This window comes from Streptomyces sp. NPDC059861, assembly GCF_042731435.1.
In the GTDB taxonomy this organism is placed as follows: domain Bacteria; phylum Actinomycetota; class Actinomycetes; order Streptomycetales; family Streptomycetaceae; genus Streptomyces.
On the sequence record NZ_JBHWJQ010000003.1, the window covers coordinates 264722 to 275875 of the forward strand.

An 11154-nucleotide genomic window follows, 5' to 3' on the forward strand; every position below is an offset into this window, starting at 1 on the left:
CGAACAGGAGGTTCATCATGGTTCCCATCCTGCTCGTACTGCTTCTCGTGCTGATTCTCTTCGGTGCCGGGTTCGCCGTCGAGGTGCTCTGGTGGATCGCCATCGCGGTGCTGGTCCTGTGGCTGCTGGGATTCCTGCTCCGTGGCACGACCCCCGGCGGCTCCAGGGGACGCTGGTACCGCTGGTGACCGCCTGACCCCGGGCGTCAGTCCCGGGGCAGCAGAGGTCCGAGCGGCCCGAGGTCCAGGTTCAGGTCCTCGGGCCGCAGCCCGTAGCGGTCCCGCAGCTCCGTCATCCGGTCGTCGAGCAGCATCAGGGTGAGCCCGATCCGCTCCTCCTGCTCCTCGGTCAGGTCACCCTCGTCGAAGCGGCGCAAGGCCTGCCGTTCCATCAGCTGGCGCAGCAGCTCCACGACGGTGAGGACGAGCTTGACCAGGTCGCGTTCGACCGTGTCGGGCTCCAGGTCGAGCTTGCGGGGGGCGCTCACGTCAGATCACCCCAGGGCGAGGGAACCTGTTCGTTCACGGAACTGATCAGGGCGTTGAGGTCGATGCGGACGAGGTCGACGTCCGCGATGCGCAGGGTGATGTCGCCGGTGATGACCACGCCGCCGGCCAGCAGCCGGTCGAGCAGGTCCACCAGGGCGATCTCCCGACGTTCGATCACCGTCACGGCTTCTCCCCCGCGAAGGAGTAGGCCGCCCAGGGGCCCGTGAGTTCCACCCGGACTCCCGGCATCTCGTCCTTCGTACGGTCCACGATCTCCACGAACTCCTCGGACTGGCCGCGCGGCACCAGATAGGCCGCGTTCAGCACGTTGCGGCCCGAGGCCCCGGACAGCTGGGCGCTCTGGGGGGCGTGCAACCGGGAGTCCTCGGCGTGCGCGGCGAGCCTTTCGTGCAACCGGTCCGCGAACTCCTCGACCTTGCGCAGGCCCGTCTCGCGGTCCTTGACGCTGCGGCTGCGCCGCCGCAGGTAGTCCCGCCCGGACATCGCCTTCGCGGCCGCCCGCCCGTTCTCCGTGTCCGGACCCTGCGGGGATTCCCCGGACTCGCCGGACTCGCCGGGCCGACCGGATTCCGCGGACTCGCCGGCCGCCGGTTCGGCGTACACCTTCACGCCCCATTCCACCCGGCCCGCGAGCCGGTCCAAGGTGCGCAGGAAGTCGCCCTCGCGGGCCTCCAGCATCATCCGTACGCCGCTGTCGTCCCGGAAGACCGTGCCCAGCCGGAGCGGCAGCGGCGTGGTCACCGTGGTGAGCGCGTCGATCACGCCCTGGTGGCCGCGGGCCGTGGCGGTGAGCCAGTCGAGGTCCTCCAGATGGGCGCGCAGCGCCTCCTCGGCGAAGTCGTGCTCCGGCACCGAGCTGACCACCGCGACCAGGCCGCCGTGGTGCAGCAGCTTGGGTGGCGCACCCGCCACGCCCGTCAGCTGGGACTGCAACGCCGCGCCGAAGGGGCGGCAGACGGCGTACACGTACCGCAGTCCGGTCATGGGCTCTCCTCCTGTGCGCGGCCGGTCTCCAGCGCCGCCAGCCGCTCCCGCAACTCGGCGTTCTCCTTCGCGAGTTCCCTGCGGCGAGCGCCCGACGACAGAGCCGGGTCGTCCTCCCACCAGTCGATGCCCATCTCCTTCGCCTTGTCGACGGAGGCGACGATGAGCCGCAACTTGATGGTGAGCAGTTCGATGTCGAGCAGATTGATCCGGATGTCGCCCGCGATGACGACGCCCTTGTCGAGCACCCGCTCCAGGATGTCGGCGAGGTTGGCGCCGCTGTCGTGGCCGTACGGGTCGGGCAGGCGGGTCGGTGACGTCATCGACGGCTCCGGGCCTCTGCGTCGTCCCGGTACTCGTCGTCGATCTCCTCGGGCTCCTCGGTGTCGTCGGTCGCCTCAGGCTCGTAGGTCTCCTCGGCCTCCTCGGGTTCCTCGGTCGTGTCCTGAGGTCCGTGTTCCCCTTCCGCGCGAGGATTCTCGTCCTCGTACTCCTCCTCGTCGGGCTCCCGCTCCTCGTCGTAGTCGTCCTCGTACTCGTCGTAGCCGTCGTCGTCCTGCGCCGCCTCGTCCTGGCCGGCCTCTTCCTCTTCCTCGGCGACCACCTCGTCGTGGTCGCGGACGACCTCGCCGTCGCGGATCTCCCCGCGCCAGCCGTCCTCCGCCTCGCCACGGAGCGTGATGTGGCGGGCGAAGTTCTTCAGGTCGAGCCGGGCGCGGCGACCCTGGGCACGCCAGAGGTTGCCGGTCTTCTCGAACAGGCCCTTCGGGTAGTACTCGATCACCAGCAGGACCCTGGTGAGGTCGTCGGCGATCCGGTGGAAGGACACGACGCCCTTGGTGGATCCCTTGGCGCCCTCCGAGGTCCAGGCGATCCGGTCGTCGGGGACCTGCTCGGTGGTGCGGGCCTTCCAGCTGCGGTTGGACCAGAAGACCTTCAGCTGCCAGTCCGAGCTGGTCTCGTCGGCGCGCTGGGCGCTCTTGACGCCCTTGGCGAAGGTGCTGAAGTCCTGGTAGCGGGTCCACTGGTCGTAGGCCGTACGCACGGGCACGCCGACGTCGACGTACTCCAGGATCACGGTGGGCCGGTGGCCGGAGCCGCCCTTGCCCTTGCCCTTGCCGCCGGTCATGTTCTTCAGGGCGCCCACCACGTTGTCCTTGGCCCGGGAGGCGCCGAGTTCCAGCGCCGAGCGCACCGGGCCCTTGCCCTCCGCGAGTTTGCGGCCGCCGTCGAGGGCGAGCCGGGCGAAGCCGGGGCTGCGGCCGTCGGCTATGTCGTTGAGCTTGCCGGTGGTCTCGCCGAGCTTGCGGCCGAGGCCGGTGAGCAGCCGGGTGGCCTGCGCCGCCATGTACTCCTGGGCCTCCGCCTTCAGCCGGTCGGCGGCCTCGCTGTGGGCCACGCCGCTGAGCGGGTTGGAGCGGGCCGCCCGGCCCGCCGTGGACGCGGCCGATCCGAGAGTGTCGGTCATCGGTCACCGCCTCCCTTCGGCGTCCGGGCGCCGGGGCGCGCGGATGCCGTCTTACGGCCGGCCGTCTTGGCGGAGGCCGTCTTGCGCGCGGCGGTGCGCTGGGCCGCCGCCTTCTTCGCCGGGGCCGCCTTGCGGGCGGGCGCCTTCTTGGCGGCCTTCTTCGCCGCCGTCTTCTCGGCCTCGGCCTTCTTGGCCGGGAGCTCCTTCGGGGCGGCCTTCCCGCGGGCCGCCCGCCGGGGCTCCCCGTCGTGGCGCTCCTCGTCGTCGGGCTCGCCGTCGTCCCGTTCGTCCTCGGCGCGCTCGTCCTCGTAGCGCCCCTCGTCGTCCGGTTCCTCGTCGTCGTACCCGAGGTCCCGGCCGCCCGGCACGGCGGCGCCCAGCCGCTCGCGCATGCCCGCCGTCCGATCGTGCAGGCGGTCGGCGAGCGAGTCGAGCTGCCGCTCCACCAGGGCGCCCGTCGCCGCGCCGCCCACGCCCCGCAGGTCCTGACGGAGCTGGTCGCCGAGCTCCTTGAACTGCGGGTTGTTCCGCAGCTGCCCGGACACCAGGTCCGCGAGCGCCCGCGGGCCCAGGTTCATCCGCTTGCCGGCGACGAGCGTGCCGACGGCGAACGCCAGTTTCATCTTCTTCGTTCGTCCAAGGATGTATCCGGCCCCTACCGCGAGGCCGAGTCCCACTCGATTCATGGTGCTGTCCCGTTGCCCGTTCCCGCGCCCTTGCGCGAAGCGATCTCCAGCCGGTCGAGGAGTTCGTCCTCCTCCCGGTCGAACTCCTCCTCGCTGATCTCCCCGGCCTCCAGCCGCTCCTCCAGCCGGGCGAGCTCCGCCCGGACCGTGGCGGGGTCGTAGTAGATCCGCTCCGCCTCGTGGAGCACCTGTCCGATGACCCAGGCGCTGCCGCGCACCGGTGCGAACGGCAGCAGCAGCACCTCCGAGATCAGTCCCATCCCCTCACCCGGCCGCGGTGTCCACACCGCCGGCCGTGCTGCCCGCCGGCTCGGCGGGGCCAGGCTCGACGAAGCTGTACGGGGGCAGCGGGCCGTTCACCCGCACCTCCAGGTGCGGCAGGTCCTTGCGGCCCTGTTCCACGGCCGCCAGGAAGTTCTCGGCCGAGCGCCGGTCCACCAGGAACGACACGTTGGTGAGCCAGCCGCTGGACTCCGGGCCCACGCTGATCGCCTCCGCGGCAGGTTCCAGGAGCCGCTGGAGGGCGAGCCCGTCCTCGGCCTCCTTGGCCTGCACGGCGGCCGCGACCATCTCGCCGAGCCGGATCTTGTCCTCGTAACCGCCGCCGCCCGCCTTGCGGTTGGCCTCGGCGAGCGCGCGGATCTCCGGGCTCTCGGCCATCACGTGGTGCAGGACGGCTTCCTCGACGTGGTTGGCCTTGATGTTGTACTCGATCCGGCCGTCCAGCGCCGTCAGGCGTTCCCGGTAGTGCGCGGCGCGTTCCACGAGCACACCCGTGACCGCCGCGTCGTCCGGGGCGACGCTGCCGAACCGCATCGGCAGCACACAGCCGGCCGATCCCGCCTCGGCGAGCACGTTCTGATGGGCGAGCAGGTCCTTGCGCTTGGGGCGCAGCCCTTCGGGGGCGTCACTGACGACGGCCGCGAGGTCGCCCTCCTTGAGGATGCGCACGGGCCGGGCCGGGTCGCCGACACCGCCCATGCCGTCGGGGAGGGCGGGGTGCGCGCCGGAAGCGATGCCGTAGACGTACGTGCTCACTCCTGCTCCTCCCTGCGCCGCGAGGACGTGGTCTTGCGGGCGCGCGGCCGCGACTGCGACTCGCCTTCCTCGCGGGCCTGGCTGAAGGCGTCGGATATCGTCTGCGCGGCACCGGACAGGGCGCCCTTGGACTTGCCGCGCGCGCCGGACTCGGTGATCTCGCCGACGAGGTCGGGCAGGCCGGGGCTCTTGCGCGGCCCGGCCTCCAGGTCGAGTCGGTTGCACGCCTCGGCGAAGCGGAGATAGGTGTCGACGCTGGCGACGACGACCCGGACGTCGATCTTCAGGATCTCGATGCCGACCAGGGAGACGCGCACGAACGCATCGATGACGAGCCCCCTGTCGAGCACCAGTTCAAGCACGTCGTAGAGGCCGCTGCTGCCGCCTCCACCGCCGGTCTGCTGTGCCGGTACAACGGTCATGCCGGCTGTTCCTCCTTGTGGATAGCTCTTGTGGACCAGGTGTGGCTACGGACGGACGCCTAGCGCCTGCCGGTGTCGGCCCGGCCGCGCTCGTAGCGGCGAAGGCGCCGGTAGCCGGTGAGCTGCCCGTCGGGGTCGAGGTCCACCTGGTAGCTCGCCATCAGGCTCATCGTGTCTGGCAAGCGGGCGAGTTCGAGGACCTCGACCTCCAACGACCAGCCGTCCTCGGTCTGTTCGAAGGACGACACGGTCTCGGCGGCCATTCCGGTGAGCTCCGCGAGCTGGATGCGCGCGTCGCGCAGCACCTGCATGGGGCTCGGCCGGGAGTCCGCCGTCGCTTCTTCTTCCTGCTTCTTGGGGGAGTTACGTGAATTCTGCGAATCCGAAGTGTTCTTTGTGTTCGACATGGCCACCTCGCAGTTCGGGTGGCCGCTGATCCCTTGGCCAAACCTTCGGAACCCACACGCTTTCCCCGCAGGACGTATCACGCCTGCGCAGCGGCGGTACGTGCGTCAGCCACGCAACGCCTCGAGCCGGCGCCGGGCCGGGCCGAGGGCGCGCCCCCGATTCAGCACGCCGGCCCAGGGGTTGGTGCGGGCCTGGTCGACGGCGTCGGCGACGGTCCAGCGGCGCGGCCCGAAGCCGGGGTGGTCGAGCTGGTCCCAGCCGACGGGCACGGCGACTGGGGCGCCGGGCCGGGCGCGTACGGTGAAGGGGGCGACGGCGGTCTGCGCATAGCCGTTGCGCTGCACGTCGAGGTAGAGCCGGTCCCCGCGGTCCTTCTTGCGGGCGGCGGTGGTGTACCGGTCGGGGTGCGCGGCGGCGAGGGTGTCGGCGACGTCCCGGGCGAACTCCCGCACCTCGTCGAAGCCGTGCTGCCCGTTGAGCGGCACGACGACGTGCAGCCCGCGCGAGCCGGTGGTCATCAGCGCCGAGGGCAGCTTCAGTTCGTCGAGCAGCTCGCCCAGCAGCCAGGCCGCCTCACGCACCGGCGCGAAGGACTCGCCGGACGGGTCGAGGTCGAACACCAGCCGGTCCGGCCGGTCGAGTCCGCCGGTCCGGGAGAGCCAGCGGTGCAGGGTGAGGCAGGCCTGGTCGGCGAGGTAGACCAAGGTGGCGGCGTCGTCGCACACGGTGTGGCAGACGGTGCCGCCCTCCTTGGGCACCTCGACGCGGGTGATCCACTCCGGATAGCTCTCCGGCGTGTTCTTCTGCATGAACTCCGGACCGTCGAGGCCGTCCGGACGTCGCTGGAGCATCAGCGGACGGCCCCGCAGATGCGGCAGCATGAACGGCGCGACGGCCCGGTAGTAGTCGACGAGATCCCGCTTGGTGTACTCCTTCGCGTCCCCGCCGCCGGGGAAGAGCACCTTGTCCGGCCGGTGCACCTCGACGGTGCGCCGGCCGGCCCGCACGGTGTGGCCGCCGTCACCGCTCACCGAACGACCGCCTGCTCCACCAGCAGTTGTACGGCGGCGGTGATGGACTCGGCGTCGATGCCCGCGGCGTGCAGCTGCTGGTCGGGAGCGGCCGAACCCGGCATGGTGCGTACCGCGAGCCGTACCAGCCGCGGGGTGGGACGCCCGTCGAGGAAGGCGTCGAGGACCGCGTCGCCGAGGCCGCCCTCCTCGCGGTGGTCCTCGACGGTGACGAGGCAGCCGGTGTCCTCGGCGGCCTGCCGCAGGGTGAGCCGGTCGACGGGCTTGACCGAGTACAGGTCGATCACCCGCACCTGGATGCCCTCGCCGTCCAGCGCCTCGGCCGCGGCCAGCGCCTCGGGCACGGTGACGCCCGCGGCGACGAGGGTCAGCCGGTCGGTCGCGGAGGAGCGCAGGACCTTGCTGCCGCCCACCGGGAACTCCTCGTCGGGGCCGTAGATCACCTTGTTCTTGCCGCGCGAGGTACGCAGATAGCGGATGCCGTCCAGGTCGGCCATGGCGGCGACGAGACGGGCGGTCTGGTTGGCGTCGCACGGGTAGAGCACGGTCGAGCCGTGCACGGCCCGGAACATCGCGAGGTCCTCGAGGCCCATCTGCGACGGCCCGTCCTGTCCGATCGCGACGCCCGCGTGCGAACCGACCAGGTTGATCCCGGCCCCGCTGATCGAGGCCATGCGCACGAAGTCGTAGGCGCGGGTGAGGAAGGCCGCGAACGTAGAGGCGTACGGCACCCAGCCGCGGGTGGAGATGCCCACCGCGGCGGCGACCATCTGCTGCTCGGCGATGTAGCACTCGAAGAACCGCTCCGGGTGCTCCTTGGCGAAGGCCTCGGCCCGCGTGGAGTCGCTCACCTCCCCGTCCAGGGCGACGACGTCACCACGTCCGGTGCCGAGAGCGGCGAGCGCCTTGCCGTAGGCGTCGCGGGTCGCCACCTCCTCGCCCTTGTCGAAGCGGGGCAGGTCGACGTGGTCCTCACGGACGACGTGCAGCAGGCGGGCGGCCGGCGGCTCCTGCACATGGACGCGGAGTTCGCGGGGGCCGCCGAGTTCGGCGATGGCCTCCTCGGCGTCGGGCAGCGGCTTGCCGTGCAGCCCCTCGCGGTCCTGGACGGCCTCGACGCCCTTGCCCTTGAGGGTGCGGGCGAGGACGACGGTCGGCTGGCCCTTGGTCGAGATCGCCTCTCCGTACGCCCGGTCGACCGCGTCCACGTCGTGCCCGTCGACCTCGATGGTGTGCCAGCCGAACGCCTGGAAGCGGCGGGCGTAGGCATCGAGGTCGTGGCCGTGCCGGGTGGGGCCGCGCTGGCCCAGCCGGTTGACGTCCACGATCGCGGTGAGGTTGTCGAGGTTCTCGAACGAGGCGTGCTCGGCGGCCTCCCATACGGAGCCCTCGGCGAGCTCGCTGTCCCCGCACAGCACCCACACGCGGTAGTCCGCGCGGTCCAGCCGCTTGCCGGACAGGGCGATACCGACGCAGACCGGCAGTCCCTGCCCCAGCGATCCGGTGGCCGTCTCGACCCACGGCAGCCGCTGCGGTGTGGGGTGCCCTTCGAGCCGGCTGCCCAGCTGGCGGAAGGTGAGCAGCTCGGCGTCGTCGAGGGCACCGGCCGCCTTGTAGGCGGAGTACAACAGAGGCGAGGCGTGCCCCTTGGACAGCACGAAGCGGTCGTTGCCCGGGTGGTCCGGACGGTCGAAGTCGTAGCGCAGGTGGTGGGCCATGAGGACGGCCATCAGGTCGGCGGCGGACATCGACGACGTCGGATGCCCGGAGCCTGCGGCGGCGGAGGCCCGCACGCTGTCGACGCGCAACTGCTGGGCCAGCTCGACGAGTTCGCGGGTGTTCATCGGTCTCCTTCGTCGGGGGTGTCGGTGCGCTTCACGGGGCCCGGTGCGGGGTGGTCGTCTCCGCGTCCGGGGGCGGACCGGTTCCTGGCGGGTGCGCCGGCGCCTTGCTTTCCGGCGCCTTGCCTTCCGGCGCGGTGCTTCTCGGCGGGTGCGCCCCCGCCGTGCTTCCCTGCGCGATGTTCGTCGGCGGGTTCGGCACCGGGCCGGCCCTTCGCGGGGTCCGTACCGGCGGCGTCGGGCGACGCGGCGGCCCCGGGACCCTCCCGGGCCTCGGCCCCGGTCCCCGCGCCGGCGCCCTGCTGCGCACCGTCCGGCACCCGGGCCAGCTCCGGCGACGCCGTGTCCAGCGGCACCGACCAGGACCGTACGAGCCCCAACTGCACGGCCTGGCGCGGCAGTACCGCGTCCAGCAGCCAGTCCGCCGCCACCCGCACCCGGTTGCCCGGCATCGCGGCGAGGTGGTAGCCGCGGGTGACGGCGCCGGCGGCGACCCCGGACAGCGCCACTCCCAGTGGGTTCGCGGCCGCCTTGGCGCCGCCCAGGTCGACCACGAACCCCAGGTCCCGGTGCCGGTAGGGGCGCCGCTCCCCGTCGCCGAAGGAGGCGGCGATGTTCCGGGCGCACACCTTGCCGTGCCGCCAGGCGTGCTGCGCGGTCATCGGCGTGTACCGGCCGGGGTTTTCGAGGTCGGGCACGGCGGCGGCGTCCCCGCACGCGAACACCTCGGGCCGGCCCGGCACCTGAAGGTAGGGGTCGACGAGCAGCCGCCCGCGTTCCATGGGCAGGTCGAGCGAGTCGGCCAGCGGGTCGGGCCGTACGCCCACGCACCACACGATCGTGCGGGTGTCGACGAACTCCCCGTCGGTCAGCAGCACCCCGCTGTGCGTGGCCTCCTTCACGGAGGTCCCCATCCGCACGTCGACGCCCCGCTCCCGCAGCACCCGGTCGGCGGTGCGGGAGAGCCGTTCGTCCATTTCGGGCAGGACGCGCGGGGCGACGTCCAGCAGGATCCAGCGTGGCCGCATGCCCTCCCGCAGGGGCTGCTTGCGCACCTGCGCGTCGGTGTACATCTGCCCGTGCGCGGCGACCTCGGTGCCGGTGTAGCCGGCGCCGACCACCACGAAGGTGCAGCGCGCGGCACAGCCCTTGGGGTCCTCGGCGGCGGCCGCGAGCTCGACCTGCCGGGTCACGTGGTCGCGCAGATAAAGCGCCTCGGGCAGGCCGCGGAAGCCGTGGGCGTGCTCGGCGACACCGGGGATGGGCAGCAGCTTGTTGACGCTGCCCGCGGCGAGCACCAGCCGGTCGTACTCCAGCGTGCCGCCCCCGCCCTCGGGGTCGGAGTAGTGCACGGTGCGGGCGTCGAGGTCGATGCCGTCGGCCTCGCCGAGCACGAGCCGCACCCGTGGCAGGGTGCCGGACAGGGAGACGGTGACCCGGCGCGGCTCCAGGAGCCCGGCGGCCACCTGTGGCAGCAGCGGGAGATACAGGAAGTAGTCGGTCGGGTTCAGCAGTGTGATGTCGGCCCTGCCCCGGGCCAGCCGCGACAGTTCGCGGGCCGTCCGGTAGCCGGCGAAGCCGGCTCCGACGATCACGATGCGGGGTCGACTCACGGTTGCTCCTCCGGAGGTGGTCTCGTCCGAGGTTTTCCGCGTCCCCCTGGTCAGGGCACCCAAACCCGGACGGACCCGCCGTTCGGCCCGGCGTTTGCCGCTCCGGCGGCCGGTTACCCGGGCCGGTGTTCCGCCCCGACCCGCTCCGACGCGGAGGTATCGCCCATGCCCGAATACGGCTATTTCCTGTCCTGCGAGGAGTTCGGTCCCGCGGATCTGGTCGAGCAGGCGAGGATGGCCGAGCAGGCCGGATTCCAGGCCCTGTGGATCTCGGACCACTACCACCCCTGGAACGACGCGCAGGGGCAGAGCCCGTTCGTCTGGTCGGTGATCGGCGCCCTCTCCGAGGCGGTGTCCCTGCCGATCGAGACGGCGGTCACCTGCCCGACGGTCCGCATCCACCCGGCGGTGGTGGCGCAGGCCGCCGCGACCAGCGCGGTGATGACGAACGGCCTTTTCCGCCTCGGCGTCGGCACGGGCGAGGCACTCAACGAGCACATCGTCGGCCACACCTGGCCGCCCGCCTCCGTCCGGATGGAGATGCTGGAGGAGGCCGTCCAGGTGATGCGCAAACTGTTCACGGGCGACGAGGTCAGCCACTACGGCACCCACTACAAGGTGGAGAACGCCCGCCTCTACACGGTTCCCGACGAGCCCGTCCCGATCGACATCTCCGGCTTCGGCCCGCAGGCGACGGCCCTCGCGGCGCGCGTGGGCGACGGCTACATCACGATGACGCCCGAGGAGTCGATGGTGGAGCAGTTCCGCAAGGGCGGCGGCGGCGCGAAGCCGGTCAGCGGCGGGACGAAGGTCTGCTACGCCACCGACCGCGACCAGGCGGTCCGTACGGTCCACCGGCTGTGGCCGAACCAGCTGCTGCCCGGCGAGATGGGCCAGGTGCTGCCCTCGCCGCGCCACTTCGAGCAGCTGGAGTCACTGGTCACCGAGGAGATGGTCCGTGACAACACGGTGTGCGGCGACGACGTCGACGAGCACGTGGCCGCGCTGAGCGCCTTCGCCGAGGCGGGCTTCGACCGCGTCTACGTCAATCAGGTCGGCCCGGACCAGCGCGCCTTCTTCGACTTCTACCGCACGAAGGTGCTGCCGCGGCTCCAGTCGGGCCGGTGACGCGAAGGCCGCGGCCGGGACGTCGT

The 11154-nt window shown here is 72.0% G+C and carries 15 protein-coding genes; 2 read left to right on the plus strand and 13 right to left on the minus strand.

Going from position 1 to position 11154, the window contains the following annotated elements; genetic code table 11:
- Positions 1-17: 17 nt before the first annotated feature.
- A complete protein-coding gene (locus ACFV6X_RS04480; protein WP_385377464.1) occupies positions 18-188 on the plus strand; it encodes a hydrophobic protein in 171 nt (56 codons plus the stop codon).
- Positions 189-205: 17 nt separating this feature from the next.
- On the opposite strand, the gene ACFV6X_RS04485 is transcribed toward ACFV6X_RS04480, so the two are convergent.
- From ACFV6X_RS04485 to ACFV6X_RS04545, 13 genes are all read right to left on the minus strand, one after another.
- Positions 206-487 carry a gas vesicle protein K gene (locus ACFV6X_RS04485; RefSeq protein WP_385377467.1) on the minus strand — a complete coding sequence of 94 codons (282 nt, stop codon included), beginning with the start codon at positions 485-487 and terminating at the stop codon, positions 206-208.
- Positions 484-672 carry a gas vesicle protein gene (locus ACFV6X_RS04490; RefSeq protein WP_365455361.1) on the minus strand — a complete coding sequence of 63 codons (189 nt, stop codon included), beginning with the start codon at positions 670-672 and terminating at the stop codon, positions 484-486. The genes ACFV6X_RS04485 and ACFV6X_RS04490 overlap by 4 nt, the downstream gene beginning before the upstream one ends.
- Positions 669-1493 (minus strand): GvpL/GvpF family gas vesicle protein, encoded by an 825-nt coding sequence (locus ACFV6X_RS04495; RefSeq protein WP_385377470.1) that lies wholly within the window; start codon positions 1491-1493, stop codon positions 669-671. The genes ACFV6X_RS04490 and ACFV6X_RS04495 overlap by 4 nt, the downstream gene beginning before the upstream one ends.
- Entirely contained in the window at positions 1490-1816 is a 327-nt protein-coding gene (locus ACFV6X_RS04500; RefSeq protein ID WP_385377472.1) for a gas vesicle protein, read from the minus strand. The genes ACFV6X_RS04495 and ACFV6X_RS04500 overlap by 4 nt, the downstream gene beginning before the upstream one ends.
- The gene (locus ACFV6X_RS04505) at positions 1813-2961 is read right to left on the minus strand and encodes an SRPBCC family protein (protein ID WP_385377475.1); all 1149 of its coding nucleotides are present in this window, start codon (positions 2959-2961) and stop codon (positions 1813-1815) included. The genes ACFV6X_RS04500 and ACFV6X_RS04505 overlap by 4 nt, the downstream gene beginning before the upstream one ends.
- The gene (locus ACFV6X_RS04510; RefSeq protein WP_385377478.1) at positions 2958-3647 is read right to left on the minus strand and encodes a DNA primase; all 690 of its coding nucleotides are present in this window, start codon (positions 3645-3647) and stop codon (positions 2958-2960) included. The genes ACFV6X_RS04505 and ACFV6X_RS04510 overlap by 4 nt, the downstream gene beginning before the upstream one ends.
- Positions 3644-3907, minus strand: coding sequence for a gas vesicle protein GvpG (locus tag ACFV6X_RS04515; protein ID WP_385377481.1), 264 nt, complete (start codon positions 3905-3907; stop codon positions 3644-3646). The genes ACFV6X_RS04510 and ACFV6X_RS04515 overlap by 4 nt, the downstream gene beginning before the upstream one ends.
- A gap of 4 nt (positions 3908-3911) precedes the next feature.
- A complete protein-coding gene (locus tag ACFV6X_RS04520; protein ID WP_385377484.1) occupies positions 3912-4685 on the minus strand; it encodes a GvpL/GvpF family gas vesicle protein in 774 nt (257 codons plus the stop codon).
- Positions 4682-5107 (minus strand): gas vesicle structural protein GvpA, encoded by a 426-nt coding sequence (locus ACFV6X_RS04525; protein WP_365455382.1) that lies wholly within the window; start codon positions 5105-5107, stop codon positions 4682-4684. The genes ACFV6X_RS04520 and ACFV6X_RS04525 overlap by 4 nt, the downstream gene beginning before the upstream one ends.
- Positions 5108-5166: 59 nt before the next feature.
- Positions 5167-5514: a gas vesicle protein gene (locus ACFV6X_RS04530; protein ID WP_385377487.1), complete on the minus strand. Its 348-nt coding sequence runs from the start codon at positions 5512-5514 to the stop codon at positions 5167-5169.
- A 105-nt stretch (positions 5515-5619) separates the two neighbouring features.
- Positions 5620-6546 (minus strand): non-homologous end-joining DNA ligase, encoded by a 927-nt coding sequence (gene ligD, locus ACFV6X_RS04535; RefSeq protein WP_385377489.1) that lies wholly within the window; start codon positions 6544-6546, stop codon positions 5620-5622.
- A complete protein-coding gene (locus ACFV6X_RS04540; RefSeq protein ID WP_385377492.1) occupies positions 6543-8390 on the minus strand; it encodes a transketolase in 1848 nt (615 codons plus the stop codon). The genes ligD and ACFV6X_RS04540 overlap by 4 nt, the downstream gene beginning before the upstream one ends.
- Positions 8387-9982, minus strand: a complete 1596-nt coding sequence (locus ACFV6X_RS04545; protein WP_385377523.1) for an NAD(P)/FAD-dependent oxidoreductase — start codon at positions 9980-9982, stop codon at positions 8387-8389. The genes ACFV6X_RS04540 and ACFV6X_RS04545 overlap by 4 nt, the downstream gene beginning before the upstream one ends.
- A 183-nt stretch (positions 9983-10165) precedes the next feature.
- On the opposite strand from ACFV6X_RS04545, the gene ACFV6X_RS04550 reads away from it, so the two are divergent.
- Complete coding sequence (locus ACFV6X_RS04550) at positions 10166-11128, plus strand: LLM class F420-dependent oxidoreductase (protein ID WP_385377495.1); 963 nt, start codon at positions 10166-10168, stop codon at positions 11126-11128.
- Positions 11129-11154 lie beyond the last annotated feature (26 nt).

Coding starts and splice junctions, on each gene's coding strand:
- ACFV6X_RS04480 (WP_385377464.1), top strand. CDS start 18: ATGGTTCCCATCCTGCTCGTACTGCTTCTCGTGCTGATTCTCTTCGGT.
- ACFV6X_RS04495 (WP_385377470.1), bottom strand. CDS start 1,493: ATGACCGGACTGCGGTACGTGTACGCCGTCTGCCGCCCCTTCGGCGCG.
- ACFV6X_RS04500 (WP_385377472.1), bottom strand. CDS start 1,816: ATGACGTCACCGACCCGCCTGCCCGACCCGTACGGCCACGACAGCGGC.
- ACFV6X_RS04505 (WP_385377475.1), bottom strand. CDS start 2,961: ATGACCGACACTCTCGGATCGGCCGCGTCCACGGCGGGCCGGGCGGCC.
- ACFV6X_RS04510 (WP_385377478.1), bottom strand. CDS start 3,647: ATGAATCGAGTGGGACTCGGCCTCGCGGTAGGGGCCGGATACATCCTT.
- ACFV6X_RS04515 (WP_385377481.1), bottom strand. CDS start 3,907: ATGGGACTGATCTCGGAGGTGCTGCTGCTGCCGTTCGCACCGGTGCGC.
- ACFV6X_RS04525 (WP_365455382.1), bottom strand. CDS start 5,107: ATGACCGTTGTACCGGCACAGCAGACCGGCGGTGGAGGCGGCAGCAGC.
- ACFV6X_RS04530 (WP_385377487.1), bottom strand. CDS start 5,514: ATGTCGAACACAAAGAACACTTCGGATTCGCAGAATTCACGTAACTCC.
- ACFV6X_RS04540 (WP_385377492.1), bottom strand. CDS start 8,390: ATGAACACCCGCGAACTCGTCGAGCTGGCCCAGCAGTTGCGCGTCGAC.
- ACFV6X_RS04550 (WP_385377495.1), top strand. CDS start 10,166: ATGCCCGAATACGGCTATTTCCTGTCCTGCGAGGAGTTCGGTCCCGCG.